Below are 21,109 nucleotides of genomic sequence, written 5' to 3' on the forward strand. Positions count from 1 at the left end.
TCACAAGCCCAGGCCTTGCCGGGCGTCTGCGAGCGCGGGGGGATGCTTCAAAAGGTCGGCGTGCCCGATGTCGGGGTACACCTTGAGGGGAGCGGCCAGCGCGCGGCTGACGCGCTCGCCCTGGACGAGCGGCAGCGCGCTGTCCGCCCCGCCATGGAGCACGAGCGTGGGGAACTGCCCGTGGGTCCGCAGCAGCGGCCGGTTGTCGTACTCGTGCCGTCCGAAGACACGGCCCATGAAGCCCGCGGGCCGCACCTTCATCCGGAGGAAGGGCGCGAACAGCACCAGCCCCCTGGCGGGGGTCTCCCGCTCGTGGAGCGTGTTGGCAGCGGTGAGCGCCGCCATGCTGCCCATGGAGAAGCCCACGAGATGGATGCCCTGGGCCGCGGTGGGGTGTGTCGACACCAACCAGCGCATGGCGTTCGTGGCGCTGTCACGGAGCGCCTCGGGGGAGGGTTCCCCCGGTGAACCGTCAAAGCCGGGCGGCGCGAAGGCGGCGAGGCCGAGCCCGCGCCCCTGGTCCAGCGAGAGCAGGATGGACTTCGCCTCGGCGAGGTATCCCGGGGTGTTGCCGCCGAAGTAGACCAGCCATCGCGTCTCACCGGCGGCGGGAGGCCGCGTCAGCGCGAGGTTCCAGGGTGGCGCGTCCGGGCCCGTGACGGTCCATCCGCCGGAGGTCAGCTCGCTCCGCGTCGCCGCTGTCAGCGGTGTGCCGGTGTACGGGAACGGGCCGGGGAATTCAGGGTCGAATCGAGGCCATCCCACCATGAGTATCCACACCACCAGGACGACGGCGAGCGCAGGCGTCGCGTTCCGGGCCGTCAGCCACCTGGCCTCACGGCTTGAGGTCTTTACCTCGAACCAGTCCATCGCGCCTCTCCTCGCGCGCCGCGCTGGGCGTCGTCCAGGGCCTCGCGGAGCAGCCGCCCCAGGACGTGGACGTTGGGCTCGCGCACCAGGCTGTCATGGTCGCCCGGCACCTCGCGGATGTTCAGCGCCGGCACCAGCGGCTCCCAGCCGAGGCTGGTCCCCATGTGCGCGTAGATGGCGTGAATCTCCTGCGCGCGGAACAGCGTCACGGGACCGGCATAGGGGCTGGGAACGTAGCGGCTGGCCAGGGCCTGGAAGCGCTCGGTGAGCTGGAGGTTGCGCAGCTCGATGGGCAGCGCTTCGCCGCGCTGCTCGTACCAGCGCAGCTTGAGCTGGCTCACCAGCCGGGTGCCGTCGCGCTCCACCTTGGTGCGCAGCTTCCGGCTGACGTAGCGCGCCGCGCCCTCCCGGCGCAGCTCCCGCAGGCGCTCATTGAAGGACTGGCGCCGCTCCTGGGTGGACGGATGGAAGGTGTCCAGGAACGCGACCAGCGCCACCGGCTCGCCCAGCGCCCGCAGCCGCTGCGCCATTTCGTAGGCGACCACGCCGCCGCCGGAGTAGCCGCCGAGCAGGTAGGGTCCGTGGGGCTGCACCTGGCGGATGCCCTCCAGGTAGATGGACGCCATCTCCTCGATGCTGTCGGCAGGAGGCAGCTTGCCGTCCACGCCGCGCGCCTGGAGCCCGTAGAAGGGCTGCTCCTTGCCGAGCGTCTGCGCCAGCTCGCGGAAGTTGAGGACGTTGCCGCCCGCGCCGTGCACGCAGAAGAAGGGCAGGGCCTTGCCGCCCTTCTGGATGGTGACCAGCGGCGACCAGCTCTTCGGCGCCGCCTTGACGCCCGGGGCCTGCGCGGCCGGCGCCGCGTCACCCAAAGCGGCGTCCGGCGTGAAGGGAATCCCGGCGGCCTCACGCACCAGCGCGGCGCACTGCTCCAGCGTGGGGGCCTCGAACAGGGTGGCCAGCGTCAGGTCCGCGCCCAGCGTCTTCTTGATGCGCGCGAACAGCCGCACCGCGATGAGCGAGTGTCCGCCCAGCTCGAAGAAGTTGTCCTTGAGCCCCACCTTCGGCGCGCCGAGCAGCTGCTGCCACAGCTCCGCCAGCTTGCGCTCCACGTCGTCGCGTGGGGCGTCCACGGCCGCCACACCGGACGGCGCGCCAGCCTGGGCCGTGGCCGCCGCCGCCGCGGGCTTCGCCTCCTGCTTCGGACGCATGCGGGCCGCGAGGGTGTGCAGGTCCATGGAGCTGACGAAGAGCGCGGGCGTGTCCTCCAGGGCGAGCGCGCGCAGGAAGGCGTCCTGACCTTCCGCCGGCTTGATGCCCAGGGGCAGCCAGCTCTCCAGCAGTGAGCCCTTCTTCTGCGGCGAGCGGCCGAAGCGCCGCGCCTCGACGGACGCGACGAGGTAGCCCTCGATGGCGCAAAAGACGTTCCCGTCCGCGTCGGTGAGCGTGACGTCGAGCAGCGCGCCGCGGCCTTCCTCCTGGCGCACGCGGACGTGGCTCAGCGCCACCTCGGGCCAGGGCCCCCAGACCTGGAGCTGCCGGTAGGAGACGGGCACGTGCAGCCTCCCCGGCTGGCCCGCGTCGGGGAGCAGGGAGAAGGCGAAGCCGGAGGCGATGTCCAGCAGCCCCGGCGGAATCCCGTACGTCGACAGGTCCTCGCGGTAGGCGCCGGGCAGCTCCAGCCTGCCCAGGGCCTCGCCCGTGCCGAAGCCCGCGCCGCGCAGCACCTTCCAGCGCGGACCGAACGCGATGAGCGCGTCCTGTGGCAGCGTCTGCTCGCCCTCGCCGAAGGTCAACGGCCGCTCACCACAGCGAGCCTTCGCCGCGGACACGTCCAGCGCGGCGGGGTGCTGGCCCGTGGCTGGGTGGAGCCGCGCGGTGGCGTGCTCCGTCCACGCGTTGCCGGCCGCGCGGCTGCGCACGCGGAAGGTGAAGCCGTCGCCCTCCGGCGCCAGCCCGAGCTCCACTTCCCGCACCTCGCCGTCCGGAACGTCCAGCGGCGACACCAGCGAGAGCTGAGACAGCGCCAGCGGCTCGCCAGGACGCGCCAGCGCCCAGGCGGCGCGGGCCAGCTCGACATAGGCCGTGCCGGGGAGGACGGGGCCTCCGCCGCGCATGCGGTGCTCGTCCAGCACCCAGTGGGCCTTCGCGTCGTAGATGGCGCGGAAGACGTGATGTCCTTCGGGCGCCTCCACGCGCCGCTGGAGCAACGGGTGGCTGACGGACTCGCCGGGCGGCAACCGCGGCGCGAGCTGCGCCGCGGCCATGCCGACCTCCTGCCAGACGCCCCAGCCCAGCGCGAGCGCGCGCTTCGCGACGCCCAGGGCCTTCAGCCGCGAGGCCTGGGCAAGCAGGTACGCGTTGGCCGCGACGTAGTCCACCTGTCCCGGGGGCCCGAGCCACGCGCTCGTCGACGCGAAGGTGACGAAGAAGTCCAGGGCCGCGCCTTGCAGCGCCTCTTCCAGCGCGAGCGCTCCCAGCGCCTTGGGCGCGAGCACCCGCAGGGCCGAGTCGCGCGTCTTCGCCTCCAGCGGCCCGTCCTCGAGCGTGCCCGCCGCGTGCACCACGCCATGCAAGGCGCCGAAGCGCTCCCGCACCTGGGCGATGGCCGCGCGCAGCTGGCCGGCGTCGGTGGTGTCCGCCTTGAGCAGCAGCACCTGCGCGCCGAGGCCTTCCAGCGTGCGCTGGAGCTCCGCGTGCGACGCACTGGCCGCCGACCGAGACACCAGCGCGAGCCGGGCCTTCACCTTGCGCGCGAAGAGCTCGGCGAGCGTGCGGCCGATGCCGCCCAGGCCGCCGGTGATGAGGTAGACGCCCTGGTCTCTCAGCGGCGTCGGGCCCTCGTCCAGCGCCGTCCGCTCCAGCACCTGCACCAGTCGGCGGCGACCGCGCAGCGCGACAGGCGCCTCGACGTCCGGGCGCAGCAGCTCGTCCGCGAGCTCCCGCGCCTGGCCCATCACGTTGACCACCAGCTGCAGGTCCACCACGCGGGCCTTGAGCTCGGGGAGCTCCTTGGGACCCACGAGCAGCGGACCGAAGCTGAGCGCCTGCTCGGGGCACATGGCGTGCCCCTCGGCGGGCAGGGCCTCCTGGGTCACCCGCATGTAGCGCAGGCCCGGGGGCAGCGATTCAGCGGTCAGCGACTGCATCAGCGCCAGCGGCGTCAGGAAGTTGCGCGACACCGCGCGTTCCCAGTCGAGCGGGGCCAGGTCCCGGGCGGTGACGTCCACGATGCGAGGCGGCACGCGCCCTTCGGCGCCCAGCGCGTCCCAGAGCGCTTCCCAGTCCTCGCGCGCATCGAACCGCAGGGTGAAGTGCCCCTCGTCTGCGCGGCCGAAGACCTCGCCCGGCAGCGCGCGCAGCACCTGGGCGCCGCGCGCCGCCAGCTCGCGCGCCAGCTCGCTGATGAGCAGGTGCTGCTCGCCCACGAGGAGCCAGCGCTCGTTCTCCGCCGGTGCCTCGGGCGCCGCGCCGGCCTGCTCGCGGAAGCGCGGCGCGTAGCCCCAGCGCGACACGTTCTCTTCACGCACCAGCGGGCGCTCACCCTCGCGCCGCGCCATGAAGGTGCCGCTGCCCGGCTCCACCCAGTGGCGCTCGCGCTCGAAGGCATACGTGGGCAGCGCCACGCGGCGCCGCTGCTGGCCGTCGAAGAGCGCCGCGGCGTCCAGGTCCACGCCCGCGGCCCAGAGGCGGCCGAGCGCGAGCTGGAAGAACGCCAGGTCGGCCACGGTGTCGTTCGGGTGCCGCAGCGACGGCACCAACTGCTCGGCCTGCGGCTTCTCCACCTGGGCGCGCAACAGCTGCGTCAGCGTCTGGCCGGGGCCGACCTCCAGGTAGACGCGCGCCTTGTCCGTCAGGAGCACGCCCGCGCCCTCGGCGAAGCGCACCGGCTGGCGCAGGTGCCGCACCCAGTAGTCGGGCGACGTGGCCTCCTCGGGCGTCACCCATGCCCCGGTGACGTTGGAGATCCACGGGCCGGTGGGCTTGGAGAAGCGCACCGTGCCCAGGAACTCACGGAAGGGCGCGAGGATGGGCTCCAGCATGCGCGAGTGCGCGGCCACGCGGATGTGCAGCCGCCGCGCCTCCACCTCGCGCGCCTTGAGCTGGGCCTCCAACGCTTCAATGGCGGCCACTTCACCGGAGACCAGGCACAGCCCCGGCGCGTTGTGCGCGCCCAGGTCCAGGCCCTCGCCCAGCAGCGGCTTCAGCTCCGCCTCGGGCAGCTCCACGCTGAGCATCGCGCCCGCGGGGAGCTGGTCGAAGAGGCGGCCACGGCAGGCGACGATGCCCAGCGCGTCCTTCACCGAGAACACGCCGTTGAGCTGGGCGCAGGCGTACTCGCCCATGCTGTGGCCCATGCAGGCCTGCGGCGTCAGCCCCCGCGCCTTCCACAGCGCTGCGAGCGACAGCTCCACGGACAGCAGCGCCGGCAGCGCGTACGTGGCCTGCTCCAGTTGGGCGCGGGCCTCCTTTTCGGCGCCGGCCTCCGGGAAGAGCAGCGGACGCAGCTTCAACGACTGGTGCTGTTCGAGCAGCGACAGGCACTCATCCAGCGCGCGGCGGAACACGGGCTCCTGCTCGTAGAGGCCCTTCGCCATGCCCGGGTACTGCGCGCCGCCGCCCGGGAAGAGGAAGACGACGGAGCGGCCCTCCGCCTCCGTCTGCGCCTGGGCCGTCCGCGCGGCCTCCGGCTGCGACAGCAGGCGCACGGCCTCCTCGCGCGACGACGCCACCACGGCGCGCCGGTGCGCGAAGCGGCGGCGGCCCGCGAGCAGCGTGTAGGAGGTGTCACCCAGGTTCGGCGCGTCGGCTTCACCCAGCCGCGTGGCCAGCCGCTGGGCGGCGCGCTCCAGGGCGGCGGGGGTACGCGCGGACAGCCACAGCGTCTCGAAGGGGCGCGCGGCGGACGTCTGCTGCTGCGCGGGCGCCTCCTCCAGGATGACGTGCGCGTTGGTGCCGCCCACGCCCAGCGAGTTCACCGACGCCCGGCGCGGACGGCCCTTGGCGGCGGCCCAGTCGCGCAGCGTGGCGTTCACGCTGAAGGGCGAGCGCGCGAAGTCGATTTGAGGGTTGGGCTTCTCGAAGTGCAGCGTGGGCGCCATCTGCTTGTGGCGCAGCATCTGGACGACCTTGACGAAGCTCGCCACGCCCGCGGCCGTGTCCAGGTGGCCGATGTTCGTCTTCACCGAGCCGATGCGGCAGAACCCGCTCTTCTGCGTCTGCGTGCGGAAGGCCTGGGTGAGGGCGGTGATTTCAATCGGGTCGCCCACCGGCGTGCCGGTGCCGTGGCACTCGATGTAGTCGATGGAGTCGGCGCTGATGCCGGAGACGTTGAGCGCCTCCACCACGGCGTCCGCCTGCCCGTCCACGGACGGCGCCAGGTAGCCCACCTTGCGCGCGCCGTCGTTGTTCACCGCGCTGCCCTTCACCACCGCGTAGATGGTGTCGCCATCCGCCAGCGCGTCCTCCAGGCGGCGCAGCACGACGACGCCCGCGCCGCTGCCGAAGAGCGTGCCCTGCGAGCGGTGGTCGAACGCGCGGCAGTGCCCGTCCGGTGAGAGGATTTCCCCCTCCTGGTACAGGTAGCCGCGGTAGTGCGGCAGCTCCAGCGTGACGCCGCCCGCCAGCGCCAAATCACACTCGCGCGCCAGCAGGCTCTGGCAAGCGGAGTGGATGGCGACGAGCGACGTGGAGCACGCCGTCTGCACGTTGAGGCTGGGCCCGCGCAGGTCCAGGCAGTACGACACGCGCGTGGTGAGGAAGTCCTTGTCGTTGCCCGTGTGCCGCACCAGGAACAGGCCCACCTGCTCCATCAACTGCGGGTTGGTGAAGAGGTTGTAGGGCATGTACGCGTTCATGCCCGAGCCGCCGAACACGCCCACGGGCCCCTTGAAGCGCTCCGGCGGATGGCCGCTGTGCTCCAGCGCTTCCCAGCACACCTCCAGGAAGTGGCGGTGCTGCGGGTCCATGAGGGACGCCTCGCGCGCGCTGAAGCCGAAGAAGCCCGCGTCGAAGTCCTCCAGGCCCTCGTACACCATGCCCGACTTCACGTAGTTCGGGTCCTGGAGCAGCGCCGGGTCCACGCCCGCGCTCAGGAGCTGCGCGTCGCTGAACTGCGTGACGGACTCGACGCCGTCGCGCACGCGGCGCCAGAACGTGTCCACATCGCGCGCCCCAGGCAGTCGCGCGGCCATCCCCACCACCGCGATGTCTGGAGAATCCGACAGCCCTTCAACGTCTTCCGTCATGACAGTAGCCCTGCAAAGTACCGCTTCCAGCAGTTCAATTCAGCATAGGAAGGGGCGGGTCGAACCTGCCCCAGCTTTGGAACCGGAGTCCCGAGGTCTGTCACGGCATTCCCCCCGCTGCGTTCAGCCTACTCGTGTGTGGCGTTGAGCCCGAATATCTGGCGCAGCCGCCCGAGTATACGGCCGACCTCGGCGGGAATGGCGTCGTGGCTCGTTCCTCTCGCTTCGGCCACCGCCCGAAGCTGGGTCCGCCGCTGGGCGAGCATGGAGGAGAGCTGTCGGGCCAGTCCGGGGGACTCCTCGAAGAGGCGGGCGAAGGTGGGCCGGTCTATTTCGAGGAGCAATGAGTCCTCCACCGCCACCACCGTGGCCGACCGCCGCTCTCCCGTCAGCAGGCACATCTCACCGAAGTAGCTGCCGCGGCCCAGGCGCGTGACTTCCGACTGGGACTTCCCCGTGCGCACGCTCACCTCGCCGGAGGCGAGCACGTAGAAGGTCCGGCCCTCGTCGCCTTCCTGGATGATGCGCTCGCCGGCGCCGAAGCGGCGCACCAGCGACTCCTGGCGCAGCCGGTCCAGCTCCCCCGTGTCCAGCGTCTGGAAGAGGTCCACCGCGCCCAGGAGGCCGCGGATGGTGTCCTCGGACAGCTCCGTGCGCGCCGACTCCTGCCGCACGTGGACGGTGCGCTGGGCGTAGGGAATCTCGATGTTCTCCCGGCGCAGCCGGTACCACAGGCGGGAGTGGAGGTCCTCCTTCACCGCGTCGGACTGGCCGTACTCGGCGATGAAGAAGCGCACCATGTAGCGGATGGCGGATTCCTCGTAGCTCAACGTGCGAGTGATGGGGGACGGCTCCGGGAGGATGAGGGGCGTCTCCCGCATCGTCTCCAGCAGCGCGTGCTTGACCTGGTTGGGCGGGGCGTCCCGCGACAGGCGGAACTCCACGTCGATGCCGACGGGGTCCAGGTCCTGGGTGAAGTTGAGGACCAGCTCCTTGGCCACCATGCTGTTGGGCAGCGTGATGACCTCGCGGCGGAAGTTGGACAGGCGGATGGAGCGCCAGCCGATGAAGACCACGCGCCCGGAGTGCGTGCCGATGCGGATGAAGTGGCCGACCTCGAAGGGGCGGTCCAGTTGGAGGGACAGGCCCGCGAAGAGGTTGCCCAGCGTCTCCTGGAGCGCCAGACCGATGACCACCGACAGCACCGCGGACGTGGCCACCAGGCCCGCCAGGTCCACGTTGAACTCGGTGCGCAGCAGCGGCAGCACCGCCAGGGGGTACAGCGTGAAGTCGATGACGTTGCGCAGGATTTTCGGCGTGCCCACCGCCGGCGCGCGCAGCCGGATGAGCTTCAGCGCCAGGGCCACGCTGGCGCGGATGCCACCAAAGGTGAACATCAGCATCCAGCCGACCTGGAGCGCCTTCTTCATCCCCTCCGGCGCCGTCGCGGGCAGGGCCCACGTGGCCAGCCGGAGCACGATGAACGCGATGAGGAGCCGGACGGCGCTCTTCAAGTCCTGCCGCAGGTCGGCGTCATGGGAGGTGGCGCGCACCCCCATCAGCACGACGATGAGCAGCGCACCCACGGCCAGGGACAGGTTGCTCTGAAGGAAGGGCAGCAAGGCGGGGGGAATGTCTCCCGCCATCTCCACGGGGGTCAAGGCGGCCGTTGACGCGTGCCGCGTGAGCGGGGATACACGCGCCATGACGCTCGCAACGGTACTGGGACAGCCTCGCGCGGTGGACGCCCTCCAGGCGGCCTTGCGCAGCGGCGCGGTCCACCACGCGTACCTCTTCGCCGGGCCGGAAGGGGTGGGCAAGGAGCTGGCGGCCGTCGGACTGGCCCAGGCCCTCACGTGCCCCGAGCAGCCAGACGTGGGCTGCGGCGCCTGTGAGAGCTGCCAGCGGGTGGCACGGGGGCTCCACCCGGACGTCACCTGGGTGATGCCGGATGATGAGCGGGTGTCCCGAGGACTGGCGGGCCGGTCCGACTTCACCGGGACGCCCAGCCGGGAGCTGCGCGTGGAGCAGGTGCGCCAGCTCCAGGAGCGCATCGCCCTGCGCGGCCTGGAGTCGCGCCGCAAGGTGGCGCTCATCGTCTCCGCCCAGACGATGAACGTGCAGGCGCAGAACGCGTTCCTCAAGACGCTGGAGGAGCCGCCCTCGGACACCACCCTCATCCTGGTGGCCAGCGCCGTGGACCGGCTGCTGCCCACCATCCGCAGCCGGTGCGGCAAGGTGCACTTCGGTCCGCTGCCGGTGGACCTGGTGGCCCAGCGCGTGGCCGAGGCGCGGAAGCTGGACGCGGAGACGGCCAAGCTCGCCGCCGTCATGGCGGGCGGCAGCCTGGGCCGGGCCATGGCGCTGGACGTGGCGGCGCTGTCGCGGCGCAAGGACATCGTCACCGCCTTCGAGGCCCTGCGCGGCGAGGACGCCGTCGGCCTGCTGCGCTTCGCGGAGGCCCATGGCGGCTCGCGCGAGGAGGCGGAGAGCACCCTGGAGCTGCTGGCGCTGTGGACGCGCGACGTGGCGCTGGTGAAGGCGGGCCTGGAGTCGGGGCTGGCCAACCGCGACCTGGTGGACCTGGCCCGGCAGGTCGCCGGCCGCACGTCCGACATCCTCCTGCACCGCCGGCATTCGTTGATGGAGGCGGCGCGCGCGGGCATCGCCCGGAACGGCGCGCCCCGGCTTCAGATGGAGCGGATGCTCATCGACCTGTTCACGGAGACGTCGCGATGAGCGCCAGTGATTTGGATGACGTGCTGGCCAGCGTGAAGGGGGGCAAGGTCGCCCCGGTGTACCTGCTGGTGGGCGAGGAGTTCCTGGTCCGCAAGGGCGCCGACGAGCTGGTGAAGCTGCTCGTCCCGGACGCGGCCATGGGCCTCAACCTGGCCGTGCTGGACGCGGGCAGCCCGCGCGAGGTGGCGCAGGAGCTGGCCACGCTGCCGCTGTTCCCCGGACGCAAGGTGGTGCTCGTCAGGGACCCGGAGTTCCTGGCGCCCAAGAAGGGACGAGGGGACGCACTGGGCAAGGCGCGCGAGGCGTGGAAGGCGGGCAAGCGGAAGGAAGGCGCGCGGCGGCTGCTGGCGCTGGCGGCCCGCGCGGGCTGGGGCGTGGAGCAGCTGGACCCGGGCACCTCCGGGGCGCCGTCCGTGGAGCAGTGGAAGGACGAGCTCAACGTGGAGCTGGCCGACGCGGACGTGGCCTTCCTCAAGGAGGCGGCCGCCTTCTGCCGCGAGGAGCGCATCTCCGCGCCGGAGGGGGACGCGTCGGTGCTGCTGGACCTCATCCAGAAGGGCGTGCCGGCGGGCCATGCGCTGGTGCTGGCCGCGTCCGACGTGGACGCCAAGAATCCGCTGGTGAAGCTGGCCCACGACAAGGGCTTCGTCGTCGAGCGGAAGGTGGCGGCGCGTCACAAGGACCTGGACCTGACCGGCATCGCCAAGGAGTTCCTGGCGCCCTTCAAGAAGAAGCTGGGGCCCGGCGCGCTGGAGGAGCTCAAGGAGCGCATCGGCGGGAACATCCGGCTGCTCCAGTCGGAGCTGGAGAAGCTGGCCACGTATTCGGAGGGGCCCGCGATTGAGCGGGCGGACGTGGCCGCGCTGGTCCACCACGCGCGCGAGGAGGAGTTCTTCGAGCTGTCCGAGGCGCTCCAGAAGCGCGACTTCAGCGGGGCGCTGTCCTACGCGAATGACGCCATGGGGCAGGGGACGCACGCGTTGCAGCTCCTGGGCGCGGTGGCCTCCATCGTCCGGGGCCTGCTGGAGAGCCATGAGTGGCTGTGGCGCTACGCGGGAGGCAATCCGCCTCGCACCGCGAAGGACGTGGAGGCGCGCGTCTTCCCCCGGCTGGAGGCGGAGCTGAAGGGCAGCAAGCGGAAGATGCCCAACGCGTGGGCGCTCACGTTCAGCATGAAGGCTGCGGCGGGCTACGAGCGGCGGGAGCTCCTGGGCGCGCTGGTGGCCTGCGCCGAGGCGGACCTGGCGCTGAAGTCCTCGGCGAACGGCCGGCTGGTCATCGAGCGGCTGCTGGCCACGGTGTGTGTGCGCCAGCACGGCGCGGGTTAGAGGAGGCGCACATGGCGGACAAGCGTCGTTTCGACCTCTTCGCGGACTTCCTGGTGGAGCGCTTCCACGCGCCGCGCGTCTTCGACGTGGCGGGCGGGCAGGGGAAGCTCAACGAGGCGCTGACGAAGCGGGGCCGCGCCGTCACCACGTTCGACTTGCGGCACAAGCACCTGCCCGTCACCTATGCCCAGCGCATCTTCACGCTGGAGGAGCCGTGCGAGGCGGAGCTGGTGGTGGGCATGCACCCGGACGGCGCCACCCGCATCATCATCCAGTACGCGGCGGCGCACCGGCTGCCCTTCGCCGTGGTGCCGTGCTGCTCGGACAACGGCATGCCCTACAACCCGTGGATGCGGCACCTGGCGGAGCTGGCTCGCGAGTCCGGCTTTACCACCGTGGAGGAGGTGAAGCTCTCCATGGACGGGCGGGCCCGCGTCATCGTGGGCGAGCACGGCCCGGCTACGCCGACAGCAGCCCCGTGACGTCCTTCCACGGCCCCTGACAAGGCGCCGTGTCCGAGGCGAGGTAGTGCCCGACGCGCCCCGGCGCCAGCGCCACCACGGCCGACGAGCGCGTGCCGTACAGCGGCGTATGGATGCAGAGCGCCTGGAGCCGTTGCAGGAAGTCTCGGGGCAGGTCCTCGCCCGCGCCGGGGGGCGGAATCTGCTCCTCGGCGGGAAGGGTCGGGTCGGACAGCACCGCCTTCAAGCCCGCCTCCAGCTCCGGCCAGGGCTTCTTCGCCACCTCGGTCGTCAGCAGCCGGGCCCGCTCCACCTTGGGCAGCTCCGGGGCGTTCAGCACGTCATTGGGCAGGACATGCACCCCCGGGGGGACGTCCTCCCGCCGCAGCTGCCGGTCCGTCCTCCGGGCGTACGCCACGCGCAGCCGCTGGGCGTCCCCATAGAGGATGTTGAAGGGCATGAACTCGTCGCCGGGCAGGGTCTCCAGGTAGCGGTCCACGGCGTCCACGCTGCCCGCCTGGAGGGCGCGCAGCACCACCTCGCCCCGCGAGCGAGGGGCCGGCCCCTGGCCTCGCTCGCCCCGCTGGTTCGTCAGGCCGACGAAGAGCCCGGCGCGCGTTACACCCATCCACGTCCCACCGCGCTCCTCGTCCCGGCCGCCCACGGCGAGCGGGGACTCCAGGAGCACCTGGGGGCCGGTCGCGGGGCGGCCGTAGAACTCGTCCCGGTTGGCCGCGAGCACCAGCGGCCATTCGGGGTGGACGTGGCGCAGGATGATGATGGTGCACATGCGTATCCGGTCGATAACATCCCCGGCTCCGCGGCGCATTCGAGCCCGCGGCCCTCACGCCGTCGATGACCTCGGCCATCCGAGCGGCTAAGGTCCGCCGCCCTCAGGAGAGTCCATGGCGGAGAGAATCCTCGTCACCAGCGCACTGCCCTACGCGAACGGCCCGCTCCACATCGGCCACGCCGTCGAGTACGTGCAGACCGACATCTACGTGCGTTTCCTCCGCTCGTGCGGCAGGGACGTCGTCTACTTCTGTGCCGATGACACCCACGGCACGCCCATCGAGCTGAACGCGGCGAAGCAGGGCCTCAAGCCCGAGGAGTTCATCGCCCGCTTCCACGAGGAGCACCAGCGGGACCTCCGCGACCTCGACGTCCGCTTCGACTACTTCCACTCCACCAACTCGCCGGAGAACCGCCACTACGCGGAGCTCATCTACGGGCGGCTGAAGGAGCAGGGCGACATCGAGCGCCGGAACATCGAGCAGACCTACTGCGAGAAGGACCGCCGCTTCCTGCCGGACCGCTTCATCAAGGGCACCTGCCCCAACTGCAAGGCGACGGACCAGTACGGCGACGCCTGTGAGAAGTGCGGCAAGGCCTACGCCCCCACGGACCTCATCGACGCGCGCTGCGCCCTGTGCGGCACGCCCCCGGTCCGCAAGCACTCCGAACACTTGTTCTTCAAGCTGTCGCGGCACGCGGACTTCCTCCAGGAGGTGCTGCGCAAGCCGGGCTTCATCCACCCGGGCCTCGCGGCGCAGCTCCAGGGCTTCTTCGAGAAGGGCTTGGCGGACTGGGACATCAGCCGCGACGGGCCCTACTTCGGCTTCGCGATTCCGGGTGAGACGGACAAGTACTTCTACGTCTGGCTGGACGCGCCCATCGGCTACATCGCCACGACGGAGAAGTGGGCGAAGGAGACGGGCAAGGCGAAGAGCGCGCTGGACTACTGGGCCGCGGACGCCGACACCCGCATCATCCACTTCATCGGCAAGGACATCGTCTACTTCCACGCGCTGTTCTGGCCGGCCGTGCTCAACGTCGCGGGGCTTCACACTCCCAGCGAAATCAAGGTCCACGGTCACCTCACGGTGAACGGCGAGAAGATGTCGAAGACCCGCGGCACCATGGTGCCGGCGCGCGACTACCTGGACCACCTGGACCCCAGCTACCTGCGCTACTTCTACGCGGCCAACCTGGGCCCGGGCGTGGAGGACCTGGACCTCAACCTCAAGGACTTCCGCCAGCGCGTGAATGGCGAGCTGGTCAACAACGTGGGCAACCTGGCCAACCGCGCCCTGTCGCTGCTGGCCGGTCCGCTGGAGAAGCGCCTGGCGCCCGGCCGCGCCGAGGGCCCGGGCCGCGCCCTGGTGGAGGCCGCGCTCGCCCGCGTGCCGGAGGTGCGCGACGCGTTCGAGAAGCTGGAGTACCGGTCCGCCATCCGCGTCATCACCGAGATTGCCTCGGCCGCGAACGGCTTCCTCCAGACGGCCGCGCCGTGGGCCCAGGTGAAGAAGGACGCGGAGGTCGCTCGCGCGGACCTGTCCGACGCCGCGGACGTGGCCTACCTCCTGGGCGCGCTGCTCGCCCCGGTGACGCCGCGCCTGTCGGAGAAGCTCTTCGCCCAGCTCGGCGCGGAGCCGCTGTCGTTCCAGGCCCTGGAGGGCGCGAAGTACCCGCTGCTGGAGCGCAGCCGTCCCATCGGCACGCCCGAGCCGCTGCTGCCGCGGCTGGAGGAGGAGCGCGTCAACGCCATCATCAAGCTGCCGGAAGGCGCCGCGGCGCCGCAGGCCGCGGAGTCCAAGCCGGCCAAGGCCGCCAATGCGGAGAAGAAGCCCGCCGAGGCTCCCGCCGCGACGCCGGCTCCTCCGGGGGCGGGTGAGTCCTCGGGTGAAATCGAGTACGACGACTTCGCCAAGGTGGTGCTGAAGGCCGGCAAGGTGCTGGCCGCGGAGAAGGTGCAGAAGGCGGACAAGCTGCTCAAGCTCACGGTGGACGTGGGCGAGGGGAGCCCGCGCACCATCGTCTCCGGCATCGCGGAGGCCTTCGCTCCCGAGGCGCTCACCGGTCGCAACGTGGTGGTGGTGGCCAACCTCAAGCCGCGCAAGCTCAAGGGCATCGAGTCGCGCGGCATGCTCCTGACGGCGGGGCCGGGCGGCAAGGAGCTGTCGCTGCTCGACCCGGGCGATGTGGCCCCTGGCAGCGAGGTGAAGTGAGGTGACGGACTGGCGTGCCGACCGGGACCGGGCCCTCCTGACGCTGGAGCGCGAGAAGCGCCCGGCGTTCAGGACGGAGGCCGCGCTTCAGCTGTATCACCTCGCGTCGGAGGTCCCCGAGCACGCCGCCGAGTTCCTCGAGGTGCTCCCCCGGCTGTTGGCGGACAAGCAGGTGGAGGTGCGCCGCGCGGGGGTGAGCCTGGCCTCCGTGGTGGTGCCTCCGGAGGAGCTGCCGGACCTGCTCATCGACCGGCTCCGGGACGAGGAGTGGCAGATTCGGCTGGAGGCCACCGGCCGGATGGCGGACCTGGTCCGGCCGGCGCTGCGCGGCGCGCTGGCCTCCATGCTGGAGGACGGCACGTTCGAGGTCCGCTTCGAGGCGGCACGCGGCATCGCCAGCCTCCAGCACGCCGCGGGCCTGGAGGTGTTGCTGGAGGCGCTGGACGCGGACCTGCTGCGCTTCCGGGCCCTGGGCGCGCTGGCGGAGCTGGGCGACGCGCGCGCGCTGCCCCACGTGAAGAAGCTGTTCGGCCGTTGGCTCCTGCCCGCCTTCGACAAGACGCAGGCCGCCGGGGTGCTGGCGAAGCTGGGGGACGCGGACGGCGCGACGTACCTCCTCCAGCGGATGGCGAAGAAGCGGTGGAGCCCGGACCGGGCCCTGGCCGTGGAGCTGTGCGGCGAGGTGAAGGTGCCCGGCGCGCTGGAGCGGTTGAAGGAAGTCCTGGACGACGTGAAGGACCCCTGCCGGGGCGCGGCCGCGCGGGGCCTGGGCCGGCTGGGGGATGCGCGGGCGCTGCCCTGGCTGGTCGGGTTGCTCCAGGACACGCAGGCCTCCGAGGACAGCCGGCTGGATGCCGCGGATGGGCTGTGGCGCCTGGGCGGGCCGGAGGCGCGCAAGGCCGTTCGCGACGCGGTGAGTAGCTTTCCCTCACCAGAGGCCCGCGCCGAGCTGGAAGAGCTGCTGCAGGAGGAGCCATGAGATTCGTCGACGCCCACTGTCACCTCGAGGTGAAGGACTACCCGGACGTCATGGCCGTGCTGGACGCGGCGCGCGCGGCGGGGCTGGTCCACGCCGTCGTGGTGGGCCAGTTCCACGGCCCGGGCAACTGGGGCAACGCGCTGGAGGTGGCGGCGGCGCACCCGGAGTTCCTGTCGCCCACGCTGGGCATCCACCCGCACGAGGCGGCGCGGGCCACCGAGGAGGACCTGGCCACGCTGGAGCGCACCTGCGCGCGTCCCGAGGTCCGGGCGGTGGGAGAGGCGGGCCTGGACTACTACTACGAGCACTCACCGCGCGAGGCGCAGGCGGAGGTCTTCCGGCGGCAGTGCGCGCTGGCGCTCCGGCTGGGCAAGCCGCTGGTGGTGCACGTGCGCGACGCGCATGACGACTGCGACGCGATTCTGGGCGAGACGGGCGTGGCGAAGGGCGTCATCCACTGCTTCACCGGCGACACGGACGCGGCGCGGCGCTACCTGGACCGGGGCTTCCTGCTGTCGCTGTCAGGCGTCATCACCTACAAGAAGACGGAGGCGCTCCAGGACGCGGTGCGCTTCGCGCCGTTGGACAGGCTGATGGTGGAGACGGACAGCCCGTACCTGGCTCCGGTGCCGCACCGAGGGCGGAAGAACCAGCCCTCGCACGTGGTGGAGACGGCGAAGAAGGTCGCCGAGCTCAAGGGCGTGACGCTGGAGGAGGTGGCCGCTGTCACCACCGCCAACGCCGCCGCCCTCTTCAACCTCAACCTGCGTTGAGGCCGCCGGCCAGGGCCGCGAGGTCCTGGTCCATCTGCGGCACGTCCAGCAGCAACGCGTCCGGGTCGTACTGGAAGTCCGCCTGCTTCAGCTTCAGCAGGGCCTGCAGGGCGGGCTCTCCGGAGTGGCCACCGAAGGACGCGAAGACGACGCGGCCTCGCTCCAGGTGCAGGTAGCCCTCCAGCGTGTGCTGGCGCAGGTTGAGCCGGCCGCTCTTGTGGCCACCGCCCAGCGTGCGCAGCAGCTCGCGCGGGGGAAGCTCGTCGAAGCTGCCACGCACCACGCGCCCCGGGCCGTTGTGCTGCACCCGGTCGTCGAAGAGGGCCTGCACCGTCTTCGCGATGGCGGGCTTGTCCGCGGGCGACAGCACGTCCGTGGCGCCCGCCATGAGCAGGCGCTCCTTCGTGGCATTGTCGGGCTCGCCCACCACCGCGATGGGCAGCCCCGCCGTCTCCGGCGCCGAGCGGGCCTGCTCCAGCAGGTCCATGACATCCTGCTGGCCCAGCCGCAGGCTCACCACCAGCACGTCGCAGTCCTGCCGCGCCAGCCCGTCCTGCGCGCCCTCGACGGTGGACAGCGCGTGCGCCACCAGCCCCTGCTTCAGCACCGCCTCCAGCAGCTCGCCGCGCGCCGTCTCGTCCGGCTCCACCACGAGCACCTGGCGGCCTTCGCTCGCCAGCCGGTGGCGCAGCAGCTCACCGCTCTGGAGCTGGATGACGATGTCCGCCACCACCGGGTCATAGAGCACGCCCGCGTACTTGCGCAGGTGCTCCAGGGCCTGCTCCTTGGGCAGCACGCGGCCCAGGGCGTTGCCCGGGTTCTTCGTCAGCTCCAGGAAGCTGTCCACCGCGGCGAGGATGCGCGCGCCCAGGGTGATGTCCTCGCCCTTGGCGCCCTGGGGCGTACCAGAGCCGTCCCAGGCTTCGTACATCTGCGCGAGGATGGTGTTCGTCTGCGCGGGAAGGTGCACCGTCTCGAACATGCGGGTGGGGACGCGGCAGGCCTGCTTCGCCTGCGCCTTCCACTCCGGGTTGACGGCGTTGCTCGCCAGCGAGAAGTGCCGCTCCGCCGGCTTGCCCAAATCATGCAGGTACGCGGCGATGGACAGCGCGGCCAGCTCCTTGTGGGGCATGCCCATGCGCTGGCCCACGATGCCAGCCTGCCGCGCCAGCTGCGCGGAGTGTCCCCGGTGGCGCTGCCGGTCCTGCTCCAGCAGGCCGACCATGATGCCCAGCGTCTCCACGTAGTCGCTGTCACTGACCAGCCCGCGCGGGCCGCCGGGCTCGCGTCGCTGGGTGGACGGGCGGACGGCCGGGGTGCCGGTGCTGCTGCCGCGCTGCAGCCGCATCCGCGCGTCCGTCTCCACGCGGAAGCTGAGGCTGAGCCCGCCCCGCTGGCCCGCGCCCGTCCCGGTGCCGCTGCCCGCGTTGGTGCGCCCGTGCTCCGGCGCGCCCGTGCGGGACGGCGCGGCCGGGGCCTGTCCCTGCGCGTTGGCGCCCTCCAGCAGCGCGGCGAAGGCGGTGGGGTCGCCGTAGTAGTGCTTGCGGATGGCGGCGGAGATGGCGCTGCGCAGGCCCACGTACGCGTAGACCTCCGACATGCCCGTGACGAGGGCAATCTCGTCCATCAGCGACTTGTTCTGCGGCTCGGCGGCGACCACGGAGAGCAGCTTGCGCTCCGGGTCCACCGCCAGCGGCAGCACGTTCTGCGCCTCGGCGAGGCGCACCGGGAGCCGGTCCAGCACCTCGGTGGCGATGCGCGCCTTCGCCAGCTTGTCCGCGCTGACGAAGCGCGTCTGGAACTCCGCCGCCAGGAAGCGCAGCAGCGCCGCTTCCTGGAGCAGTCCCAGCTCCACCAGACAATCACCGACCTTGTGGCCGGTGATTTTCTGGTGCTCCAGGGCCTGTTCCACGGCCCCGGCGTTGACGAGTCCCGCCTCGATGAGGCGCTCTCCCAACCTCTTCGCCATGTGCTGCCTCAGCTCTCCGAAGAACCCTCGCCGCCCTTGTTGCCGGACTCGGGCGGTGCCGACGTCAGCGCGCTGAACGGCTTGAAGGTCAGCTCCTTGGGCAGCGAGTTCGCGTCACGCGGCGGACGCTCCTCGCGGGGCGGACGGGGCGGGCGGTCCTCGCGAGGCGGACGCTCCTCCCGCGAGCGCTCCTCACGGGGCGGACGCTCCTTGCGCGGCGGGCGCGGGGCCTGCTCCTGCTGCGGGGCGCCCTCGGCCGGAGTGCCCGGCTGCTGCGGCTTCTCCGCCCGGGCCTTGCGCTTCTCCTCGCGGCCCTTGCGGCGGCCACCGCCCTCCACCGGGGCGCGGCCCCGCGAGGTGGGCGAGGGGCCCTTCCACAGCTGGCGCTCGTAGGGGCGCACCACGTCCGTCCACTTGTCGTGCGAGTCGCGCTGCATGGCCTCCAGCCACGAGGCGATGCGCGCGTCCAGCGACTCCAGCGAGTGGACAATCTGCGCCTCCTGCGTCACCGGCGACTTCGGGCTGCCGTGCTGCGCGTCGCCGTGCTGGGAGATGACCAGGTGCGTGAGGTGCTGCTCCAGCAGCGGCGGGAAGCCGGGGATGGCCAGCGCCTTCTCGCGCAGCTTCTGCGCCGTCAGGACCAGGTTGCCCACCAGCCGGCCCTCGTCGGAGGACTCGGCGGCGTCCGCCGCCTTCATCACCTGCTGCAGCAGCGCGCCGGCCAGCAGCAGGTCGCGGTCCGCCATGGGGTACTGGTCCGCCACGCGGAGCGTCAGCCGCATCACCGACAGGAGGTGCTCCGCCAGTCCGCCGCGCCACGCGTGGTGCGTGCCCCGGGCGCCCTGGGCCACCGGCAGGCCGGCTGCAATCTTCGGGTCGTCCAGGAAGGCCAGCAGCAGCTGCTTCACGAACGTGTCGCCGATGCGCTCGGTGACCATCTCCCGGATGAGGCCGGCGGCGCGCGCGCCACCCGGGCCCTCGTTGCCGCGGGCCTCGCCCTTGTCGGCCTTCTCGGGCTTCTCAGGCCTGGCCTCCGGGGCGGCCTTGGCCTCCGGCGCGGGCTTCGCCTCGGCGGCGGGCGGCGCCGGGGGCGGCTCGAACTCCTTGGGGTCCAGGGGCTCGGGGTCCAGGCGCTCCACGGCCTCGACGACAATCTGGGAGCGGCCGTGGAACTGGATGACGTTGCCCTGGACGAGCACGAAGTCACCCGGCTGGAAGACGGGCTCGAGCGCGTCGACGTTGTCGAAGATGCGCGCGTCCACCTCGCCACTCTTGTCGACGAGCGTGGCGGCGACGAACACCTTGCCACTGCGGGCGGTCACCTTCTCCTTCTTGGTGACGCGGAAGACGGTATGGACGCGGTCCTTCTCCCGCAGGTCGGCCGCATACACCTTGCGGACGGTCTCCACGGAACCTTCCGGGGTGGGGGGCGCGGACTCGGGCACGTTTTCGTTGGTCATTGCGGCGGCGGACACTAGCACCCCGGCGGCCGCGCGGGGGGACGGCTTCAGCTGACTTCCAACGCCACCGCGTGGAGGTGCTCCGCCCCATGGGAGCCGGCCAGGGTCGGGTGGTCCGGCGGCAGCCCTGGGCGGGCCAGGCGGGTGGCGATGCGGGCCTCGCCCTCGCAGGCGGTGGCCACCAGCTCGTCGAAGCCGTCCTGGGGGAGGGGTGGATGGTACCCGGTGACCATCAGCCAGCCACCGTGGCGCGTCCTGCGAAGCGCGTGACGCAGCAACTCCACGAATTCCTCGTCTGTCGCCACGGCCGGTGTGTCCAGGAGGACCAGGTCGAAGGTGTCGCGCACCGCACGCAGGACCTGGAGGGGCTTGCCCGTCTCCACCGTCACCCGGCCCAGCAGGCCGTTGGCCTCCGCGTTCTCCCGCGCCAGGTCCGCGGCGTCCGCGTTGGCGTCGAAGGCGAGCACGTGCCGGGCGCCATGCACACCCGCGTGGACGAAGAGCCCACCCACGTTGCAGCACGCGTCCAGCACGCGCGAGCCCTGGGCCATGCGCGCCACGAAGCGGCGGACCTCGCGCTGGTCATACGCGTAGCCCGTGCCCTGGCCGTAGGTGAGGTCCACGGTGAAGCGGGCCCCCAGCTCCAGCAGCCGGCACCAGCGGGGTGGGGTGCCGTAGAGGACATGGGGGCGCTGCGTGGGCAGCCCCAGCGCCTTCCGGCGAAGGGTGTCGTTGCGCAGCAGGACGGAGCCCGCGCCCGCCACCTCCACCAGCGCGCGCGTCAGCTCCTCATGGCGCGCGTCCATGGCGCGGGTGAGCGTCTGCACCACGTAGTGGGTGTCATAGCGGTCCACGATGAGGCCGGGCAGGCCGTCTCCGTCATCGTTGACGACGCGGCAGAAGCGCGGGTCGTCCACCAGCCGGCCCCGCCGCTCGAAGGCGTGGCGGAGATGGCGCGGGATGAGTCCCTCCACCACCTCGTCCGGCTGGCCGAGCCGGCGCACCGCGTAGGACGCGTCCAGGTCCACGTCACCCAGGCCCAGCACCGAGCCGTCCTCGTCCCGGAGCTGCACGGGCTCGCCGGGCTGCGGCGTGCCTTCCATGGAGACGATGTCTTCCCGGCGCAACCACGGCGCGCCATGGCGGAGTCGGCGGGCGGCGTCGCGGGACAAAAAGGTGCTGAGCACGATGGGTTCTCCTCTCGCGGCGACCCGAGGGCACCGGCGCCCCGGGGCGTGCTGCCAGGGGAGAACATGGGGTGCTGGCCCGTGGATGGC

The 21,109-nt window shown here is 71.9% G+C and carries 13 protein-coding genes; 6 read left to right on the plus strand and 7 right to left on the minus strand.

The window, feature by feature from the left end:
• From G4D87_RS05080 to G4D87_RS05090, 3 genes are all read right to left on the minus strand, one after another.
• Positions 1-870 (minus strand): alpha/beta hydrolase family protein, encoded by an 870-nt coding sequence (locus G4D87_RS05080; RefSeq protein ID WP_240358022.1) that lies wholly within the window; start codon positions 868-870, stop codon positions 1-3.
• A complete protein-coding gene (locus G4D87_RS05085; RefSeq protein ID WP_163779513.1) occupies positions 852-7,115 on the minus strand; it encodes a type I polyketide synthase in 6,264 nt (2,087 codons plus the stop codon). Before G4D87_RS05085 ends, G4D87_RS05080 begins: the two co-directional genes overlap by 19 nt.
• A 128-nt stretch (positions 7,116-7,243) precedes the next feature.
• Positions 7,244-8,737, minus strand: coding sequence for a mechanosensitive ion channel family protein (locus G4D87_RS05090; RefSeq protein WP_240358023.1), 1,494 nt, complete (start codon positions 8,735-8,737; stop codon positions 7,244-7,246).
• 82 nt (positions 8,738-8,819) lie between these two features.
• Between G4D87_RS05090 and holB the strand changes: the two genes are divergently transcribed.
• Genes holB through G4D87_RS05105 form a run of 3 tightly spaced genes read left to right on the plus strand, consistent with a single transcriptional unit; the run spans position 8,820 to position 11,664 of the window.
• Positions 8,820-9,854: a DNA polymerase III subunit delta' gene (holB, locus tag G4D87_RS05095; RefSeq protein WP_163779516.1), complete on the plus strand. Its 1,035-nt coding sequence runs from the start codon at positions 8,820-8,822 to the stop codon at positions 9,852-9,854.
• Positions 9,851-11,182 (plus strand): DNA polymerase III subunit delta, encoded by a 1,332-nt coding sequence (holA, locus tag G4D87_RS05100; RefSeq protein WP_163779518.1) that lies wholly within the window; start codon positions 9,851-9,853, stop codon positions 11,180-11,182. The genes holB and holA overlap by 4 nt, the downstream gene beginning before the upstream one ends.
• An 11-nt stretch (positions 11,183-11,193) precedes the next feature.
• The gene (locus G4D87_RS05105) at positions 11,194-11,664 is read left to right on the plus strand and encodes a hypothetical protein (RefSeq protein WP_163779520.1); all 471 of its coding nucleotides are present in this window, start codon (positions 11,194-11,196) and stop codon (positions 11,662-11,664) included.
• Here the strand turns inward: G4D87_RS05105 and G4D87_RS05110 are convergent.
• Complete coding sequence (locus G4D87_RS05110) at positions 11,642-12,433, minus strand: NRDE family protein (RefSeq protein WP_163779522.1); 792 nt, start codon at positions 12,431-12,433, stop codon at positions 11,642-11,644. The genes G4D87_RS05105 and G4D87_RS05110 overlap by 23 nt on opposite strands.
• 115 nt (positions 12,434-12,548) lie before the next feature.
• On the opposite strand from G4D87_RS05110, the gene metG reads away from it, so the two are divergent.
• Genes metG through G4D87_RS05125 form a run of 3 tightly spaced genes read left to right on the plus strand, consistent with a single transcriptional unit; the run spans position 12,549 to position 16,403 of the window.
• Positions 12,549-14,651 (plus strand): methionine--tRNA ligase, encoded by a 2,103-nt coding sequence (gene metG / locus G4D87_RS05115; RefSeq protein ID WP_163779524.1) that lies wholly within the window; start codon positions 12,549-12,551, stop codon positions 14,649-14,651.
• 1 nt (position 14,652) lies between these two features.
• Positions 14,653-15,630 (plus strand): HEAT repeat domain-containing protein, encoded by a 978-nt coding sequence (locus G4D87_RS05120; protein ID WP_163779527.1) that lies wholly within the window; start codon positions 14,653-14,655, stop codon positions 15,628-15,630.
• On the plus strand, positions 15,627-16,403 hold the full coding sequence (locus tag G4D87_RS05125) for a TatD family hydrolase (protein ID WP_163779529.1): 777 nt from the start codon (positions 15,627-15,629) through the stop codon (positions 16,401-16,403). Before G4D87_RS05120 ends, G4D87_RS05125 begins: the two co-directional genes overlap by 4 nt.
• Here the strand turns inward: G4D87_RS05125 and G4D87_RS05130 are convergent.
• Genes G4D87_RS05130 through G4D87_RS05140 form a run of 3 tightly spaced genes read right to left on the minus strand, consistent with a single transcriptional unit; the run spans position 16,390 to position 21,019 of the window.
• The gene (locus G4D87_RS05130) at positions 16,390-18,372 is read right to left on the minus strand and encodes an HD domain-containing phosphohydrolase (protein ID WP_163779531.1); all 1,983 of its coding nucleotides are present in this window, start codon (positions 18,370-18,372) and stop codon (positions 16,390-16,392) included. The two genes, G4D87_RS05125 and G4D87_RS05130, sit on opposite strands and share 14 nt — an antisense overlap.
• Before the next feature lie 8 nt (positions 18,373-18,380).
• Positions 18,381-19,832: an OB-fold nucleic acid binding domain-containing protein gene (locus G4D87_RS05135; protein WP_163779533.1), complete on the minus strand. Its 1,452-nt coding sequence runs from the start codon at positions 19,830-19,832 to the stop codon at positions 18,381-18,383.
• A 47-nt stretch (positions 19,833-19,879) separates the two neighbouring features.
• A complete protein-coding gene (locus tag G4D87_RS05140) occupies positions 19,880-21,019 on the minus strand; it encodes a class I SAM-dependent rRNA methyltransferase (RefSeq protein ID WP_163779535.1) in 1,140 nt (379 codons plus the stop codon).
• Between the last annotated feature and the right edge of the window lie 90 nt (positions 21,020-21,109).

The sequence above is a fragment of the Myxococcus vastator genome (assembly GCF_010894475.1).
Taxonomy (GTDB): Bacteria; Myxococcota; Myxococcia; order Myxococcales; family Myxococcaceae; genus Myxococcus; species Myxococcus vastator.

Excerpts from the sequence above, each read along its gene's own strand:
- G4D87_RS05080 (WP_240358022.1), bottom strand. The coding sequence starts at position 870 with ATGGACTGGTTCGAGGTAAAGACCTCAAGCCGTGAGGCCAGGTGGCTG.
- G4D87_RS05085 (WP_163779513.1), bottom strand. The coding sequence starts at position 7,115 with ATGACGGAAGACGTTGAAGGGCTGTCGGATTCTCCAGACATCGCGGTG.
- holB (WP_163779516.1), top strand. The coding sequence starts at position 8,820 with ATGACGCTCGCAACGGTACTGGGACAGCCTCGCGCGGTGGACGCCCTC.
- holA (WP_163779518.1), top strand. The coding sequence starts at position 9,851 with ATGAGCGCCAGTGATTTGGATGACGTGCTGGCCAGCGTGAAGGGGGGC.
- G4D87_RS05105 (WP_163779520.1), top strand. The coding sequence starts at position 11,194 with ATGGCGGACAAGCGTCGTTTCGACCTCTTCGCGGACTTCCTGGTGGAG.
- G4D87_RS05110 (WP_163779522.1), bottom strand. The coding sequence starts at position 12,433 with ATGTGCACCATCATCATCCTGCGCCACGTCCACCCCGAATGGCCGCTG.
- metG (WP_163779524.1), top strand. The coding sequence starts at position 12,549 with ATGGCGGAGAGAATCCTCGTCACCAGCGCACTGCCCTACGCGAACGGC.
- G4D87_RS05125 (WP_163779529.1), top strand. The coding sequence starts at position 15,627 with ATGAGATTCGTCGACGCCCACTGTCACCTCGAGGTGAAGGACTACCCG.
- G4D87_RS05130 (WP_163779531.1), bottom strand. The coding sequence starts at position 18,372 with ATGGCGAAGAGGTTGGGAGAGCGCCTCATCGAGGCGGGACTCGTCAAC.
- G4D87_RS05135 (WP_163779533.1), bottom strand. The coding sequence starts at position 19,832 with ATGACCAACGAAAACGTGCCCGAGTCCGCGCCCCCCACCCCGGAAGGT.